14 protein-coding genes and 1 riboswitch are annotated in these 16,080 nt (G+C 71.8%); of the genes, 4 read left to right on the top strand and 10 right to left on the bottom strand.

The genetic code is table 11. The annotated features are described in order from the left end of the window. Positions 1 to 47 precede the first annotated feature (47 nt). Both C1N81_RS32315 and C1N81_RS32310 read right to left on the bottom strand, forming a co-directional pair. Positions 48 to 491 carry an SRPBCC family protein gene (locus C1N81_RS32315; RefSeq protein WP_394434843.1) on the bottom strand — a complete coding sequence of 148 codons (444 nt, stop codon included), beginning with the start codon at positions 489 to 491 and terminating at the stop codon, positions 48 to 50. Positions 492 to 649: 158 nt separating this feature from the next. Continuing rightward, positions 650 to 1,411, bottom strand: a complete 762-nt coding sequence (locus C1N81_RS32310; RefSeq protein WP_394434842.1) for a metallophosphoesterase family protein — start codon at positions 1,409 to 1,411, stop codon at positions 650 to 652. 352 nt (positions 1,412 to 1,763) lie between these two features. Between C1N81_RS32310 and C1N81_RS32305 the strand changes: the two genes are divergently transcribed. Continuing rightward, a complete protein-coding gene (locus C1N81_RS32305; RefSeq protein WP_394434841.1) occupies positions 1,764 to 3,560 on the top strand; it encodes an AMP-dependent synthetase/ligase in 1,797 nt (598 codons plus the stop codon). A 203-nt stretch (positions 3,561 to 3,763) separates the two neighbouring features. Here the strand turns inward: C1N81_RS32305 and C1N81_RS32300 are convergent, their stop codons facing one another. Beyond that, positions 3,764 to 4,912, bottom strand: coding sequence for a glycosyltransferase family 4 protein (locus tag C1N81_RS32300; protein WP_394434840.1), 1,149 nt, complete (start codon positions 4,910 to 4,912; stop codon positions 3,764 to 3,766). A gap of 91 nt (positions 4,913 to 5,003) precedes the next feature. Between C1N81_RS32300 and C1N81_RS32295 the strand changes: the two genes are divergently transcribed. After that, the gene (locus tag C1N81_RS32295) at positions 5,004 to 6,263 is read left to right on the top strand and encodes a glycosyltransferase 87 family protein (RefSeq protein ID WP_394434839.1); all 1,260 of its coding nucleotides are present in this window, start codon (positions 5,004 to 5,006) and stop codon (positions 6,261 to 6,263) included. Positions 6,264 to 6,318: 55 nt separating this feature from the next. On the opposite strand, the gene C1N81_RS32290 is transcribed toward C1N81_RS32295, so the two are convergent. The 5 genes from C1N81_RS32290 to C1N81_RS32270 form a co-directional block, all read right to left on the bottom strand. After that, positions 6,319 to 7,524 (bottom strand): hypothetical protein, encoded by a 1,206-nt coding sequence (locus C1N81_RS32290; protein ID WP_394434838.1) that lies wholly within the window; start codon positions 7,522 to 7,524, stop codon positions 6,319 to 6,321. Positions 7,525 to 7,564: 40 nt separating this feature from the next. Continuing rightward, positions 7,565 to 8,602, bottom strand: coding sequence for a C40 family peptidase (locus C1N81_RS32285; protein WP_394434837.1), 1,038 nt, complete (start codon positions 8,600 to 8,602; stop codon positions 7,565 to 7,567). A gap of 262 nt (positions 8,603 to 8,864) precedes the next feature. Then, on the bottom strand, positions 8,865 to 9,890 hold the full coding sequence (locus C1N81_RS32280; RefSeq protein ID WP_394434836.1) for a C40 family peptidase: 1,026 nt from the start codon (positions 9,888 to 9,890) through the stop codon (positions 8,865 to 8,867). Positions 9,891 to 10,194: 304 nt separating this feature from the next. Next, on the bottom strand, positions 10,195 to 11,553 hold the full coding sequence (locus tag C1N81_RS32275) for an NYN domain-containing protein (protein WP_394434835.1): 1,359 nt from the start codon (positions 11,551 to 11,553) through the stop codon (positions 10,195 to 10,197). A gap of 31 nt (positions 11,554 to 11,584) precedes the next feature. Then, positions 11,585 to 11,824, bottom strand: coding sequence for a hypothetical protein (locus tag C1N81_RS32270; RefSeq protein ID WP_361081491.1), 240 nt, complete (start codon positions 11,822 to 11,824; stop codon positions 11,585 to 11,587). A gap of 101 nt (positions 11,825 to 11,925) precedes the next feature. Between C1N81_RS32270 and C1N81_RS32265 the strand changes: the two genes are divergently transcribed. Both C1N81_RS32265 and C1N81_RS32260 read left to right on the top strand, forming a co-directional pair. Next, on the top strand, positions 11,926 to 12,669 hold the full coding sequence (locus tag C1N81_RS32265; RefSeq protein WP_394434834.1) for a rhomboid family intramembrane serine protease: 744 nt from the start codon (positions 11,926 to 11,928) through the stop codon (positions 12,667 to 12,669). After that, complete coding sequence (locus C1N81_RS32260) at positions 12,666 to 12,947, top strand: Lrp/AsnC family transcriptional regulator (protein ID WP_394434833.1); 282 nt, start codon at positions 12,666 to 12,668, stop codon at positions 12,945 to 12,947. Before C1N81_RS32265 ends, C1N81_RS32260 begins: the two co-directional genes overlap by 4 nt. 123 nt (positions 12,948 to 13,070) lie before the next feature. On the opposite strand, the gene C1N81_RS32255 is transcribed toward C1N81_RS32260, so the two are convergent. Both C1N81_RS32255 and trpD read right to left on the bottom strand, forming a co-directional pair. Further along, positions 13,071 to 14,465 carry an aminotransferase class V-fold PLP-dependent enzyme gene (locus tag C1N81_RS32255; RefSeq protein WP_394434832.1) on the bottom strand — a complete coding sequence of 465 codons (1,395 nt, stop codon included), beginning with the start codon at positions 14,463 to 14,465 and terminating at the stop codon, positions 13,071 to 13,073. A gap of 232 nt (positions 14,466 to 14,697) precedes the next feature. Further along, positions 14,698 to 14,815, bottom strand: a riboswitch (SAM riboswitch). Between the two features lie 100 nt (positions 14,816 to 14,915). Then, positions 14,916 to 15,980, bottom strand: a complete 1,065-nt coding sequence (gene trpD, locus C1N81_RS32250) for an anthranilate phosphoribosyltransferase (RefSeq protein ID WP_394434831.1) — start codon at positions 15,978 to 15,980, stop codon at positions 14,916 to 14,918. Positions 15,981 to 16,080 lie beyond the last annotated feature (100 nt).

The raw sequence follows: 16,080 nt of genomic DNA, 5'->3' as shown, positions 1-16,080 counted from the left end.
GGGGCGCGAGGAACCGCGCACCCGGGCGCCGGCGGGGCCCTGCGGAACTACGCGGGCCCGCCCGACTCCACCCGCTTCTTCAGCCCGGCGAGCGCCCGGTCGATGATGACCTTCTCCGCCTTGCGCTTGATCATCCCGAGCATGGGGATCTTCACGTCGACGGTGAGGGAGTACGTGACCTCGGTCCCGGTACCGACGGGCTTCAGGACGTACGAGCCGTCGAGCGAACGCAGCATCTGGGACTTCACGAGCGTCCAGGACACCTCGTTCGCACCGGCCCAGGTGTACTTCAGGGTCTGGTCGTCCTTGATCGCGCCCGCGTCCATGACGAGACGGACCTGCTCGGCGCGGCCGGCCTCGTCCGTCGCGAGGACCTCGGACTCCTTCACCTCGCCGGTCCAGTCCGGATAGCGGGCGAAGTCGGCGATGACCCCCATGACATCGGCCGGCGCCGCCTCGATCGTGATGCTCGAGCTGGTGTGTTCAGCCATCGCGGTGGCTCCTCCAGATGCGGTCCGGCGTGCGGGCTGGGTCGTGCGGGGTGCGTCGTGCGGGGTGCCGTGCGGACGGTGTCGCCCGGGCACGGGTCCCGCGTAGGTGAGTCTCGCGTACGTGCAGTGCAGGTTATCGCGCGGGGAAGGCCCCGCCGTCACCACTCCAGGGCCCACGGCCGCCCGGTCCGCGCGAAGTGGCCGACATTGACGCACTCCGTCGCGCCGATCCTCATGCGCCGGGCGAGCGGCTGGTGGACGTGGCCGAACAGGGAGTAGCGGGGCCGGGTGCGGCGGATGGCCTCCAGGACCGCCCGGCTGCCGCGCTCGAAGCGCCGCGCGACGGTGTCGTAGACCAGTTCCGGGACCTCCGGCGGGATGTGGGTGCAGAGCACGTCGACCTCGCCGACGGCCTCGATCTTGGCGGCGTACTCCTCGTCGGAGATCTCGTACGGGGTGCGCATGGGGGTGCGCAGGCCGCCGCCGACGAAGCCGAAGACCCAGCCGCCGATCTCCACCCGCTCCCCGTCGAGCACGGTCGTGCCGGGGCCGGCGTACTCACTCCACAGCTGCGGCATGTCGACATTGCCGTAGGTGGCGTACGTCGGGGTGGGGAACGCGGCGAACATCTCCGTGTACTGCTTGCGGACCGCTTTTTCGATGGCGGGGCGCCGGTCGATGCCCGCCCACAGCTCGGCCCCGAGGGCGCGGGCCTCCTCGAAGCGACGGGCGGTGCGCAGCTCCACGATCCGGTCCGCGTTCTCCTCACCGAACAAGTCAGGAAAAATGCCGCGCGAGTGATCGGCGTAGTCGAGGAAGAGGACCAGGTCACCGAGGCAGACGACGGCGTCGGCGCCGTCTCCCGCCCGTGCGAGGTCGGTGGAGTTTCCGTGCACATCGCTGACCACATGTACGCGCATGTGATCACCCTAGGACGATCAGGTGGCCACTCGAAAGTGGGTAGCCGCGCTGACCACAGGGCCCGGACCTGCGGTTACTTCCGAGTCGTCGGACACGTGGACTACTCTGCGCTGAGCACCGCCGTGACGTGTGACGCAGCGAACATCTGGCTCGGACCCCCTACCGAAAAAGCAGTACCGGTGGGTAACGTCCGGGCAGTCCAGTCGTGCTCAGTTCAATCAACGAGTCGTCAGACCGACCGATCAGTCTGTCGGCGTCCTCGGGTGAAGCCCTGAGCACCTGCCCGATCTTGGACCGCACCGACGCATCGCACAGAGTCGTGGCGCCGGCGCCTTATGAGGAGCAGCAGTCTTGCGCGAGTTCAGCCTTCCGGCTTTGTACGAGGTCCCTGCGGACGGCAATCTGACCGATATCGTCCGCAGAAACGCCGCGCAGCATCCGGACGTCGCCGTCATCGGCCGCAAGGTCGGCGGCGCCTGGCAGGACGTCACCGCCGTCGAGTTCCTCGCCGATGTGCGGGCCGCCGCGAAGGGCCTGATCGCCGCGGGCGTCCAGGCCGGCGACCGGGTCGCCCTCATGTCCCGTACGCGCTACGAGTGGACGCTGCTCGACTTCGCGATCTGGAGCGCGGGCGCGATCACCGTCCCCGTGTACGAGACCAGCTCCGCCGAGCAGATCCAGTGGATCCTCGGCGACTCGGGCGCCGTCGCGATCATCGTCGAGTCCCCGGCGCACGCCGCGTCCGTCGACTCCGTGCGCGGGCGCCTGCCGGAGCTGCTGCACGTCTGGCAGATCGAGGGCGGCGGCGTCGACGAGCTGCGCCGCGACGGGGCCGACGTGCCCGACGCGACGGTCGACGAGCGCAGCAGGACCGCCAAGGCGGACGACCCGGCGACGATCGTCTACACCTCGGGCACCACCGGCCGCCCCAAGGGCTGCGTGCTCACCCACCGCAGCTTCTTCGCCGAGTGCGGCAATGTCGTGGAGCGCCTGAAGCCGCTGTTCCGTACCGGCGAGTGCTCGGTGCTCCTCTTCCTCCCGGTCGCACACGTCTTCGGGCGGCTCGTCGAGGTGGCGTCGCTCATGGCGCCGATCAAGCTGGGGCACGCGCCGGACATCAAGAACCTCACGGACGAGCTGGCCGCGTTCAGGCCGACCCTGATCCTCGGTGTGCCGCGGGTGTTCGAGAAGGTCTACAACTCGGCGCGGGCCAAGGCGCAGGCCGACGGCAAGGGCAAGATCTTCGACAAGGCCGCGGACACGGCCATCGAGTACAGCCGGGCGCTCGACACCCCGAAGGGCCCGTCGTTCGCGCTGAAGCTCAAGTACAAGACGTTCGACAAGCTGGTCTACAGCAAGCTGCGCGCCGTCCTCGGCGGGCGCGGCGAGTACGCCATCTCGGGCGGCGCGCCGCTGGGCGAGCGGCTCGGCCACTTCTTCCGCGGCATCGGCTTCACCGTCCTGGAGGGGTACGGGCTCACCGAGTCCTGCGCCGCGACCGCCTTCAACCCGTGGGACCGGCAGAAGATCGGCACGGTCGGGCAGCCGCTGCCGGGGTCCGTCATCCGCATCGCCGACGACGGCGAGGTCCTCCTCCACGGCGAGCACCTCTTCACCGGCTACTGGAACAACGAGGGCGCGACGGACGAGGCCCTCGCCGACGGCTGGTTCCACACCGGGGACATCGGCACGCTCGACGAGGACGGGTACCTCCGGATCACCGGGCGCAAGAAGGAGCTGATCGTCACGGCGGGCGGCAAGAACGTCGCCCCGGCCGTGATCGAGGACCGGATCCGGGCGCACGCGCTGGTCGCGGAGTGCATGGTCGTCGGGGACGGGCGGCCGTTCGTCGGCGCGCTCGTCACCATCGACGAGGAGTTCCTCGGCAAGTGGGCCACGGACCACGGCAAACCGGCGGCCTCCTCCGTCGCCTCGCTCCAGCACGACGCGGATCTGCTGGCCGCGGTCCAGACGGCCGTCGACGACGGCAACGCGGCGGTCTCCAAGGCGGAGTCCGTCCGTAAGTTCCGCATCCTGGGGACGCAGTTCACGGAGGAGTCCGGGCATCTGACGCCGTCCCTGAAGCTGAAGCGAAACGTTGTGGCAAAGGACTACGCGGACGAGATCGAGGCGATCTACCGGGGGTGACCGGGTCGCCGCCCACGCGCCGTAGGCGAATCCGCCCGTCGAGCGGCCACCGCTCTCGTCGTGGTCGCTCGCGCAGTTCCCCGCGCCCCTGAGAGGCGCACCGCGTGCGCCGTCTCAGCGCCCCTGGGGCCGCGGCGAAGCCGCACGCTCCAGGGGCGCGGGGAACGGCGCGACCAGCCACGACGAACGCAGCGCCCAGAGGGCTACAGCAGCCCCCGCAACCTCTCCGCCAGCAGATCCCACCGCCACCGCTCCTCGACCCACTCCCGCCCCCGCGCCCCCATGCGCCCGCGCAACTCCGGGTCGGCCAGCAACGCCACCACCCGATCCGCGGCCTCCTCGGGAACGCCCCCGCGAACGACCCACCCCGTCTCCCCGTCGAGCACCGCGTCAGGCGCCCCGCCGGAATCACCGGCGACCACGGGAAGCCCCGTCGCGGACGCCTCCAGGTACACGATGCCGAGCCCCTCGACGTCGAGCCCCCCGCGCCGCGTCCGGCACGGCATGGCGAACACGTCACCGGCCCCGTAGTGCGCGGGCAGTTCGCTCCAGGGCACCGCCCCGGTGAAGCGCACGGAGTCCGCGACCCCGGTCGACTCCGCAAGGCGCCGCAGCTCCTTCTCGTACGGCCCCCCGCCCACGACGAGCAGCACCGCGTCCGGCACGGCGGCCAGGATGCGCGGCATCGCGAGGATCAGCGTGTCCTGCCCCTTGCGCGGGACGAGCCGCGACACGCAGACGACGACGGGCCGCTCGGTGAGCCCGAGCCGCGCCCGCACCGCGTCCCCGCCGGACCCCGGGTGGAACGTCTTCTCGTCGACGCCGGGCGGCAGTTGCACCATCCGGGCGGCCGCCGCGGGCGTCAGCGCCGCCGCGATCCGGGAGCGCGTGTACTCCCCGAGATAGGTGATCGTGTCCGTGGACTCACCGATCCGCCGCAACAATCCGCGGGAAGCGGGCAGTTGAGCCCAGCCCGCCTCGTGCCCGTGCGTCGTGGCGACGATCCGCCGCGCCCCCGCCTTGCGCAGGGCGGGCGCCATGAGGCCGAGCGGCGCGGCCGCCCCGAACCACACCGACGTACAGCCGTGCTCCTTCAGGAGGCCGACCGCGCGCCGGGTCACGCGCGGCGTGGGCAGCAGCATCGTCGTACGGTCGCGTACGACGGTGAAGGGCTGCTCCGCGTCGAACGCGGCGGTCGCCTCGGCCCCCTCCCGGCCCCGCTTCCACGTGGACGCGTAGACGACGAGCCGGTCGGGGTCGAGGCGCAGCGCCATGTTGTGCAGGAACGCCTGGATGCCGCCGGGCCGGGGCGGGAAGTCATTGGTGACGACGAGCGTCTTGTTCGGGTGCATCGCCGCCGACAGTACCCAACCGCCCGCGCGCGCACGCCACGCCGCCTCGGTCCATGGCCACCGCACGGTTCCTCCCGGCATGATGGTTCGAATGAAGACGCGAAATCCCGCAGCGGCCCTCGTCACCTGGGCTCTGACCAGGACGCTGTTGCTGCTGTGCGTCTTCAAGGTCGTCGTCGTGCCGGGTCCGGACGTGACGAGCGACGTGTCCGTCATCTACCAGGGCTGGTACGACGTCCTGCGCACGGGAACGTTTCCGCTGGACGACGTCACCTGGCAGTACCCGCCGGCCGCCGCGGTCGCGATCCTCTCCCCCGCGCTGCTGCCGTTCCTCTCCTACCCCTCGGCGTTCTTCCTCCTGGCGTTCCTCGCGGACGCGGTCGTCTTCCTGATGCTGCTCCACGTCGCCGAGCGGCGCGGCATGGCGCGGCGGGGCGTGTGGGTGTGGGTGGCGGGCCTGCCGCTGCTCGGGCAGACGGTGTACGCGCGCTATGACGTGATGGTCGCCGCCGTCGCGGTCGCGGCGCTGCTCGCGGCGGCCCGGCACCCGAAGGCGGCGGGGGTGGTGGCGGCGGTCGGGGCGATGCTCAAGGTGTGGCCCGCGCTGCTGCTCCTCGGGGTCCGGCGCGGCCGGGCGACCCGGGAGGCGTGGGGCGCGGCGGCGCTGACGGCGGGCGGGCTGGCGCTGGCGTTCGCCGTCGCCATGCCGGGCGCGTTCGCGTTCCTGACGTTCCAGCGGGACCGGGGCACGGAGGTCGAGTCGCTCGGCTCGCTCGTCTTCCATGTGGCGCGGCAGTTCGGCTGGTCGGGGACGGTGCAGCTGAACTACGGCTCGGTCGAGTTCCTCGGCCCGTACGTGGAGGTGGTGAGCGCCCTCGCGCAGGGGCTGACCGGGGCCGCGTTCGGCTGGCTGGTCCTGTGGCGGCTGCGGGCGCGGCTCTGGCAGCCGGCCACGCTCGCCGACGCGGCGCTGACGGCGGTGCTCCTCTTCACGACGACGAGCCGGGTGATCAGCCCGCAGTACATGCTGTGGCTGGTCGCGCTCGCGGCGGTGTGCCTGCTGTTCCGTGACAGCCGGATGGTGCTGCCGGTGTGGCTCGTGCTCGCCGCGACGCTGGTGACGTTCCTGGAGTTCCCGGTCTGGTTCTCGCACGTGGTGGCCAGCGATGCCCTGGGCGTCGCCCTCCTCCTGGTCCGCAACGGCCTCCTCGTCGCGGCGACTTTGACCGCCTGCCACCACCTGTGGCGCGCGACGGTGACCGAACCGCGCCGGGCCGCGCACCCGGCCCTTCCGCCTCAGCCGTCCCACGCGAGCCTCGGCGACGCGGCGTCCTCCTCCCCGTCCGCCTGACGGGAACGGACCGGGGCCTCCGCACGAGCCCTCCGCATTACTGAGATCAACGCCGCTAAGCCGACAGCTGGTCCCGCACATACGTCCGCCAGCGCGCCACGAACTCCCGCTCGTCGACCCCGAGGACGTGCAGCAGGGCGCCGTCGACCGCGCCCGCCCGCTGCCCGTGCGCGCCGACCGCCCGGTAGAAGGCGTTGAGCTTCGCCTCGCCCCAGCTCTCCGCGATCATCCGGCAGGCCAGCCACCCGGACTCGTAGGCCTGCGCGAGCTTGCTGGAGTCGCCGCTGAACCCGAAGTCCGCGTCCTCGGGCAGCGTGGCGGGCGGTGTGCCCTCCTGCACGGCCCGCTGCAGCTCGGGCGCGGCCTGCCCGGCGGTGCGGCCGGTGGAGCGGTAGCCGGTCCAGTCCGCGTACCCCTCCGACAGCCACAGCGGGGTGGCCGCCGAGGTCACGGCGCGGGTCGCCACGTGCGCGGTCTCGTGGGTGAGGACGACCTGCTTGCCGAAGGCGCCGAGCACGCCGTACGCCTCCGGGTTGATGATCACCCGGTCCGCGGGCGCGCTGCCCGAGCCGCCCGCCTCGCCCGTGGTGACCGCGGCGATCCCCTGGTAGGCGGAGGCGGGCGAGCCGAGGAGTCCGCCCATGCCCTCAAGGGTCTTGGGGACCAGGACGACGACCCTGCGCGCCCATCCCGTCCCCCACGCGTCCGTCACCGCGGGCACGGCGTCGTCGGCGAGTTCGGCGTAGGACTTCAGGACGGACGGCTGCTGCCCGACGCCGAGCACCAGGCTGTGCGCGCCCTTCGCCGCGGTGACCTTGCCCTGCTCCCAGAGCTGCTGCCCGGTCTTCTCGGCGGGCTCGTCCTCGACGACGCGCCAGCGCCCCCCGTCCCGCTTGAGGGTCAGCGTCCGCTCGGCGACGACCGGCGCCTTGTCGTACCCGTCGACGCGGTAGCGCAGCTCGGCCGAGGCACTGACCCGCTCCCCCGAACCGGTCAGCCGGGTCAGCTTGTAGGTCCAGGAGTCCAGCGGGACCGCGGCGAGGTCGAGCAGCAGGTACGGATCGGCGCCGCCGGTCGCCCGGTAGGCGGCGGCGTCCTTGGCGAGGACGGCGGCGGCCCGGCGGTCCAGGACCCGCTGCACGGCGGTCGTACGGGTGTCCGTGGGCGCGGGGCCCGCACCGCATCCGGTCAGCCCGACGAGCAGGGCGCCGAGGGCCACGCTCCACCCCGCCCTGCTCACCGCACGCCGTCGACCAGCCATCTTCCCGATCGTACGGCGTGCGGGGCGGGTGCGGCGCGGCTCAGACCCGGGTCACGGAGGAGACGGGCATCATGCCGACGGGGTCGTAGCGCACGGGGGCGCCCGGGTACGGCGCGTGGATGACCTGGCCGTTGCCCGCGTAGATGCCGATGTGGTGGGCGTCGGAGCCGTAGGCGACGAGGTCGCCGGGGCGCGCCTCGGAGAGCGACACCTGCTGCCCGGCGTACCGCTGGGCCTGCGAGGTGCGCGGCAGACCGACCCCGGCCTGCCCGTACGACCACTGCATCAGGCCCGAACAGTCGAAGCCGGAGGGGCCGTTGGCGCCCCAGATGTAGGGCTTGCCGAGCGCGGACTGGGCGGCGGCGAGCGCGGCGGCCGCCCGGGACGAGGAGGCGGGGCCCGCACCCGTCAGGTCGGGCCGTCCGCCGCCGCGCGAGGCCCGCTCGTACGCGGCGCGGTCGTCGTCCTTCATCGAGTTGAGCAGCCGCCGCGCCGTGGCCAGCTTCGACTCGACGGTGCGCTTGTGCTTCGCCACGGTCTTGCGGCTCTCGACCAGCTGGGCCAGCTGGCGCCGGGCCTCGGCGCGCTTCTGGGCCAGTTCGCGCTGCGCGCCTTGCAGTTCGGCCAGCTCGCCGGCCTGGCGGGCGCTGATCCGGTCGATGGCGCTGGCCCGGTCGAGGTAGGCCTCCGGGTCGGAGGAGAACATCAGGGCGAGCGAGGGGTCCATGCCGCCGGAGCGGTACTGGGCTCCGGCGACCATGCCGAGCGCCTGGCGCATCGTGTTGATCCGCTCCTGGCCGCGGGCCACCTGGTCCTGTGTGCGGGCCAGTTCGGCGTGGAGCTTGTCGGCCCGTTCGTCGGCCTTGTTGAACGCCTCGGTGGCGTTCTCCGCCTGCTCGTACAGGCGGTCCACCTCGGCCTTGGTGTCGGCCGGCCGGTCCTGCGGCGCGGCGCCCGCGGGGGCCGCGCCGAGGGCGGCGGCGGCCGATGCGGCGGCGGCCACGGTCAGGACAGTGGCGCGGGTGTTCCGCTCGAGACCCGTAGGACCGGGGTGCGCGGTGCGGCGATGGGACCCCACAGGCAGCCGTTTCCCTTCCCTGGCGAAGCACTGATGGAGCGCTGACGCCGCTGGCGACGCGCTGCCGCATCCCCGTGATCGGGGAATGCGCGCCGACAGTAGCCGCGCGATCACCGGTCGGCCAACGACCGTTCGGGGGCGCACAACGCGACGCCCCGCCTATGACGCAGGTCATGGGCGGGGCGTGGGGTCAGCGGCGGGAACCTGAATTCGCCCGAACGGGCGCGTTTTCAAGTGTCGTAGGCGCGGGCCGACAAGAAGGTCAGATGCGGACGCCGAACTGGAACGAACCGATCGTGCTCATCGACTCGTAGCGGACGCTGGCGCCGGGGTGCGGGGCGTGCAGCACCTGCCCGTTGCCCGCGTACAGGCCCACGTGCGCAAGGCTGTTGAAGAAGACGAGGTCGCCGGGGCGGAGCTGGCTCATGCCGATCTTCGGGCCGTCGTTCTGCTGGGTGTAGGTGGTGCGGGTGATGCCGACACCGGCCTGGTTGTACGCCCACTGGGTGAGGCCCGAGCAGTCGTACGAGTTGGGGCCCGTGCCACCGGAGACGTACGGCTTGCCGATCTGGGTGGCGGCGGCGCTGAGGGCGGCCGCGCCGCGCTGGGAGGCGGGCACCTCGTTGCCGAGGTCGACACGGCTGGAGGAGCTGCGGCTGGCGCGGGCGTCCTCCTCGGCCATCTTCTGCCGCTCCTGCGCGGTCAGGGTGTTGAGCAGCTTCTGCGCGGCGCCGAGCTTGCTCTGGACTTCCTTCTTCTTCTTGCCGAGCTCCGTGCGGGTGTCGGCGAGGTCCTTGAGCTTCTCGGACGCCTCGGCGCGCTCCTGGGCGAGGGTGCGCTGCTTGTCCTGGACCTTCTTGAGCGACTGCAGCTGCTGGGCGCTGAGCGAGTCGATCGTGGACGCCTTGTCGAGGTAGTCGTCCGGGTCGGCGGAGAGGAACAGCTGGAGGGAGGGGTCGATGCCGCCGGAGCGGTACTGCTCGCTGGCCATCGTGCCGATGCCCGTGCGCAGCTCGTTGAGGTCCTCCTGGCCGCGGGCGACCTTGTCCTGGAGCTCGCCGATCTCCTTCTCGAGCTTCTGCTGCTTCTCCTTGGCCCCGTTGTAGAGGTCGGTCGCCTTCTCCGCCTCTTCGTAGAGCTTGTCGACCTTGGCCTTGACCTCGGCCTTGTCGGCCTTGGGAGCGGCGTTGGCCGCCTGGGAAGTGAGAGCCACGGCAGCGGCGGCGGTCGCGGTGAGCACGGTCACGCGGGTGCGGCTCGGCTGCTTCGGTCGACGGTGGGACGCCACGGAGGCGAGCTCCTTCTTCCTCCAGCCGCCCACGAATCACCCCGGTGGGCGGTGCCCCTCCGCCGTCACACACCTCATGTGAGTGATCACCCGAGCGGAGGTTCGAGGCCTGACCCTAGTGATGTTCTTGTGATCAGTTCAAATCCTGACGGGCAAAATCTCGGTCGCCGACTGAGTTCTTTTACACACAACTCACGTGCAGTGATGTCAATTTGACGCACGGTTGCGCAAAGGTTTCGCCAATCCGGGCATACGGAACGGACGTTGCGGGAGTGGCGTAAGGGACGCGGAGGGCGTTAGGCCGTCAACCGCGCGAGAGCCGCTTCAGGAGCATGACCGACGCAACCGGACGCGCCCCCGCCTTCGCGACCCCGTCGGCGACCTCGCGGTCCGTCGAGACGACGATCACCGGCCGGCCGGGCGGCTCGGCGCGCACCAGCTGGCGAATCAATTCATCAGCGGTGACGCCCGCCTTGGAGAACAGCACCCGCACCCCGCGCGGCGGCGCGAGCAGCACGGGCGCCGCCAGCTCGGCCCCGTCGAAGACACAGGTCACCTCGGCGCCGGTCTGCGCCGCGAGCTGCGAGAGGGAGCCGAGGAGGCGCAGCCGCTGCTTCTCCAGCGGCATGGTCGGGTACCCCGTCTTGGTCACGTTGTACCCGTCGACCACGAGGTGGGCCTGCGGCAGCGCGAGCAGTTGGTCGAGGATGGCCGGATCATGCTCGTGCAGGGCGCGCGCCGCGATGTCCTTCGGCGTCATCCGGCCCGGCTCCACGGCGTCCACGGAATCGGCGGGCCGCGCGGAGACCGGCGGCAGCGCCAGCTCCCTGCGCAGCCCCTGAGCGGCCTCCAGGACGGTGTCGAGCAGCAGCCGTACGCGCATGTCCTCGACGCTGCGCCCTTCGCGGGCCGCCCGGCGCGACGCCTCCAGGTTCGCCTCGACCTCGCCGAGCCGCGCCTTGAGCCGCCGTGTCTCGCTCTCGGCGGCGGAGATCTGCGCCTGCCCCTCGGCCCGTACGGCGTCGGCCTCGGCCTGTGCCTTGCGCACGGCGGCCTCGCCGCGCTTCACGTCGCTGAGGGCGGCGCGCAGCTTGCGGTGGACGGCGTCGGTCTCGCGCTTGGCGGCGTCCAGTTCGGCGCGCAGCCGCTCCGTCTCGGCCCTGGTGGTCGCCTGCGCCTCGGCGAGCCGGTCGCGCAGGGACTCGAGTTCGGCCCGGGTCTCCTCGTCGATGCGCTCGGCGTCGACCCGCTGGGCCTCCTCACCGGCGGCGGCGACCAGCTTGACCCAGCCCACGGGGCGCAGCACGTACGCGGCCGCGGCCACGTCGAGGGGGTCCGCGGCGGGCGGCGGCGATCCGGAGTCGAGCGCCTGGCACAGTTCGGGCTGGGCCTCGCGGAACCGCTCGGCGATCCGCTGCCGGAACAGAGTCTCGCTCTCGACGGCCGCCGCCATCGCGTTCCCGGCGAACTTCACCCGCCGGGTCGGGGTGAAGCGGGCGTACTGGCGCAGCTGCGGTGGCAGTTCGCCGACCGTGAGGCCGCCGAAGCCGTCGGAGACGATCTGCACGACCCGGCGCCGCACGCCCTCGGGCAACGGCCGGTCGAGCACCTCGGCGGCAGGCTGCTCGGCATGCCCGGCCTCCCCGCCCGTGCTCTCCACCATCCGTCACCCCAAAGTCAGTGGGCCGCCCCGTTCAGGAGTCGGCGCCCGGCCTGTCCACAAGTTCCACCTGGTCGACCGCGTTGCACCAGCGGCAGCGGACCGACTCGATCGTCTCACTGACCACGTCGCGCTCCTCGACCTTCGGCTCACCGGCCAGGTCCAGGTGCACGTACTCCACGACCTGCGAGGAGCGGGTCACGTCGAACCGCGTCAGGTTGCCGCAGAGCGTGCAGCGCCAGCGGGTGGTGGCGGTCGGCAGGGGAACCGTCATCGGACTGTCGCCTCCGTGGTGCGTGATGCTTGCTTTATTGCCCGTAACCCTACGGCCTGCCGTGCACCGCCCGCTCCCCGCCTTGCGTCATGCTCTCCTTCATGATCGGCAACGGACGCGGCGTGATCGGCAGAGCGACCGCTTTCCTCAGAGGACATCCGGCTCCGGTCACGTACGCGCTCATCGCCGTCTGCTGCGTGACCTTCGTGCTCTCCCCGTCGTCCGGGCTCAACCCGTCCTACGGCACCGGCGACCAACTGCTCACCGCCCAGGCCGGCTACTTCGAACGCTGGGGCGTCCTGCCCGCCGAACTCTTCATCGGATCACCCCGCGCCGCCCTCACCCCGGCCACAGCCCTGTTCGTGCACGGCAGCTGGGTGCACCTCCTCGGCAACATGCTCTTCCTCTACGTGTTCGGGGCGATGGTCGAGGAGCGCATGGGCCATCTGCCGTACGCGCTGTTCTATCTGGTCAGCGGCTACCTGGCACTCCTCGGGTACGCCATCGCGCACGCGGGCTCCGAACAGACGCTGGTCGGCGCCTCGGGAGCGATCTCGGCGGTGCTCGGCGCCTTCCTCTACCTCTTCCCCGACGCGCGGGTGACGAGCGTCTTCCCCTTCCTCCTCTTCCTGCCGCTGCGCTTCCCGGCGTGGGTGGTCCTCCCGTTCTGGGTCGCGCTGCAATGGGCCGCCGCCTACCAGGACAGCCAGGGGCCCGGGGTCGCCTACCTGGCCCATCTGATCGGCTTCTCGCTCGGCTTCCTGTGGGCGTGGGTGCGATACCGGGGCCGGGCTAAGGTGAAGGTTGCCCCAGCCACGGCCACCGAGGGAGACAGCCAGCCGTGATCACCGCGATCGTGCTCATCAAGACCAGCGTGGACCGGATCCCCGAGATCGCCGAGTCGATCGCGGCGCTCGACAGTGTCAGCGAGGTCTTCTCCGTCACCGGCACGTATGACTTGATCGCCATGGTTCGGGTGGCCCGGCACGATGATCTTGCCGAAGTGATTCCCGGCAAGATCAGCAAGATCCCCGGGGTCGAGGGCACCGACACGCATGTTGCTTTCCGCACGTACTCCCAGCACGATCTTGAGGCCGCGTTCTCCATCGGGCTGGACAGCTAGCCCCGCCAGGGGCGCGGGGAACCGCGCGGTCAGCCACGACGAAAGCCGCGGACGCGTCTGCTCATGAACCGAGCAGACGCGTCCGCGGCTGTTTCGTGGCTGGTCGCGCAGTTCCCCGCGCCCCTAGGCGGCTGGGACGCAGCGGCCTTCTTCGGTGCGGTAGGTCCAGGCGGCGCCATCGCGGACCAGTTCCTTCACCGCCCCGATGAAACGCTCGACGTGCTCGTCAGGGGTGCCCGCGCCGAAACTGACCCGGATCGCGTTCAGCGACTTCTCCCCCGGCGCCGCCTCAGGCGCCCCGCACTCGCCCTGGGTCTGCGGGTCGGACCCGAGCAGCGTCCGCACCAGCGGGTGGGCGCAGAACAGACCGTCCCGCACCCCGATCCCGTACTCCGCGGAGAGCGCCGCGGCGAAGTGCGAGGAGTTCCAGCCCTCGACCACGAAGGAGAGGACGCCGACGCGCGGGGCGTCGTCCCCGAACAGGGAGAGCACCTTCACCTCGGGCACCTCGGCGAGCCCGTCGCGCACCTTCCGGATCAGGTACCGCTCCCGGGCGACGAGGTCGTCGAACCCGGCCTCGGTCAGCGCCTTGCAGGCGGACGCGATGGAGTAGACGCCGATGACGTTCGGCGACCCGGCCTCGTGGCGGGCCGCGCTGTCGTGCCACTCGACGTCCACACCGCCGTCGACGCGCCGGGCCACCTTGCGCGAGGCACCGCCACCGGCCAGGTACGGCTCGGCCGCGCGCAGCCAGTCGGCGCGCCCGGCGAGCACGCCCGAGCCGAAGGGCGCGTACAGCTTGTGCCCGGAGAAGGCGATCCAGTCGACGTCCAGGTCCTGCACGGAGACCGGGTGGTGGGGCGCGAGCTGGGCGGCGTCGAGCACGATGCGGGCACCGTGCGCGTGAGCGGCCGCCGCCAGCTCGCGCACCGGCCAGAGTTCACCGGTGACGTTGGAGGCACCGGTGACGCAGACGAGGGCGGGCCCGTAGGGGTCGCGCTCGGCGAGGGCGCGCTCCAGGGTCTCGACGGCCTGGCCCGGGGTGCGCGGCGCGTTGAGGTAGGTCACGCGGGCGTCGCGCCAGGGCAGCAGCGACGCGTGGTGCTCGGTCTCGAAGACGAACACCTGGCAGTCGGCGGGCAGCGCGGCGGCGAGCAGGTTGAGCGAGTCGGTGGTGGAGCGGGTGAAGACGACCTGGTCGTCGGCGCGGCAGCCGAGGAACTCGGCGACCGTGGCGCGGGAGTTCTCGAACAGGTCGGTGGACAGCTGGGAGAGGTAGCCGGCGCCGCGGTGCACGCTGCCGTAGTAGGGGGCGTAGGCGGCGACGTCGTCCCACACGCGCTGCAGGGCGGGCGCGCTGGCGGCGTAGTCGAGGGCGGCGTACGTCACCTCGCCGCCGGTGACGAGCGGCACGGTCACGTCGCGGCCGAGCACCGGCAGCGGCGCGCCACAAGCGGGGTCGGCGGCGGACTCGGCGGAAACGGTGGCGGTGGCGGTGGCGGTGGTGTGAGCGGACATGGCTGTCTCCCGGCAGGACAAGTCAGGGCAGGGCGAAGTGGCGTACAGGCCCGCACGGCAGCCGTCAGCAACAGCACTGCTACGTACGGGAGTTGACCTCGACGCGGGGCGCGGACGCGCTCACGCGGAGGGTGATGGAGTAACCAGAGAAGGGGCCGGAGGCCCTAGCACATTCGCTTGCTCACGAGACTGCTCCCTCAAACGACCCAGGACCCCTGGAAAGTTCGCGAGGGGTCCGCGCTTGCCGCGAGCCTTGCTGCACGCGGCCTGGTCTTCACCCGGGGCACCCCGCCACGGACGGAGGGTTGCCGGACAGCCGGCCGGGGCCGATCACGCTGTCACTCATGACCTTGAAAAGCATCCTGCCACACGTTCCGGATACGGCAAGAGCGCAGTCCGTTCTCTGAGACAACTCGGACTGCGCTCTGCGTCACACTCGTACCCCGCGCGTCAGCGGTTGGTGGCCGTCACCCATCGCTCCAGGGTCGCCTTGGCCGCACCCGAGTCGATGGACTCGGCGGCGCGGTCCATGCCGGCCCGCAGCTGCTCGGCGAGGGTGCCGCTGCCGGGGCGTACGGCGACGAGGGCGGCGGCCGAGTTGAGGAGCACGGCGTCGCGCACCGGGCCGCGCTCCCCGTCGAGCAGCCGTCGCGCGACCTCCGCGTTGTAGGAGGCGTCCGCGCCGCGCAGGGCCGCCACGGGGACCAGGTCGAGGCCCACGTCGCGCGGGTCGAAGGACTCCTCGCGCACGGCGCCGTCCCGGACGACCCAGACGCGGGAGGTCGCGGTGGTGGTCAGCTCGTCGAGGCCGTCGTCGCCGCGGAAGACCAGGGACGAGTTGCCCCGCTCGGCGAAGACACCGGCCACGACGGGCGCCATCCGGGCGTCGGCGACCCCGACGGCCTGGGCGCGCACCCGGGCCGGGTTGGTGAGCGGGCCGAGGAGGTTGAAGACGGTGCGGATGCCGAGCTGGCCGCGCGCGGCGCCCGCGTACCGCAGCGCGGGGTGGAACTTCACGGCGAAGCAGAAGGTGATCCCGGCTTCCTCCGCGATCTGCGGGACCCGCGCGGGCGTCAGCTCCAGGTTGACGCCGAGCTTCTCCAGGACGTCGGAGGCGCCCGAGGCCGAGGAGGCGGCGCGGTTGCCGTGCTTGACGACCTTGACGCCCGTACCGGCGATGACGATGGCGGACATCGTGGAGATGTTGACGGTCTTGGCGCCGTCGCCGCCGGTGCCGACGATGTCGACGGTCTCCCCCGGCACCTCGATCACGTTGGCGTGCTCGTACATCGCCCGGACCAGACCGGAGATCTCCTCGACGGTCTCGCCCTTGGCGCGCAGCGCGACCACGAAGGCGGCGATCTGCGCCTCGGTCGCCTCCCCCCGCATGATGCGGTCCATCGCCCAGGCGGTGTCGTCGGCGCTCTGGTCGCGGCCCTCCAGGAGGCCGTTGAGTACGGCGGGCCAGGAACGGCCCGCCGCGGTGTCGCCTCCAGCGGGGTGCAAAGCGCTCATGGCCGCTCCAGTTGTGTCAGTGGGATTACGCGGCTCCAGCTTATCCAGCGCCAGGTATGGCAAAGAGCCCCCGTCCAGTGCCTGGACGAGGGCTCCTGCC

It is taken from the genome of Streptomyces sp. SGAir0957 (genome assembly GCF_043523415.1).
Note: the sequence above shows the minus strand (reverse complement) of the source record. Positions and strands in the feature narration are given on the sequence as shown.

Bases quoted from the DNA above. Each gene is read 5' to 3' on its own strand.
- C1N81_RS32315 (WP_394434843.1), bottom strand. From the start codon at position 491: ATGGCTGAACACACCAGCTCGAGCATCACGATCGAGGCGGCGCCGGCC.
- C1N81_RS32310 (WP_394434842.1), bottom strand. From the start codon at position 1,411: ATGCGCGTACATGTGGTCAGCGATGTGCACGGAAACTCCACCGACCTC.
- C1N81_RS32300 (WP_394434840.1), bottom strand. From the start codon at position 4,912: ATGCACCCGAACAAGACGCTCGTCGTCACCAATGACTTCCCGCCCCGG.
- C1N81_RS32295 (WP_394434839.1), top strand. From the start codon at position 5,004: ATGAAGACGCGAAATCCCGCAGCGGCCCTCGTCACCTGGGCTCTGACC.
- C1N81_RS32290 (WP_394434838.1), bottom strand. From the start codon at position 7,524: ATGGCTGGTCGACGGCGTGCGGTGAGCAGGGCGGGGTGGAGCGTGGCC.
- C1N81_RS32275 (WP_394434835.1), bottom strand. From the start codon at position 11,553: ATGGTGGAGAGCACGGGCGGGGAGGCCGGGCATGCCGAGCAGCCTGCC.
- C1N81_RS32270 (WP_361081491.1), bottom strand. From the start codon at position 11,824: ATGACGGTTCCCCTGCCGACCGCCACCACCCGCTGGCGCTGCACGCTC.
- C1N81_RS32265 (WP_394434834.1), top strand. From the start codon at position 11,926: ATGATCGGCAACGGACGCGGCGTGATCGGCAGAGCGACCGCTTTCCTC.
- C1N81_RS32255 (WP_394434832.1), bottom strand. From the start codon at position 14,465: ATGTCCGCTCACACCACCGCCACCGCCACCGCCACCGTTTCCGCCGAG.
- trpD (WP_394434831.1), bottom strand. From the start codon at position 15,980: ATGAGCGCTTTGCACCCCGCTGGAGGCGACACCGCGGCGGGCCGTTCC.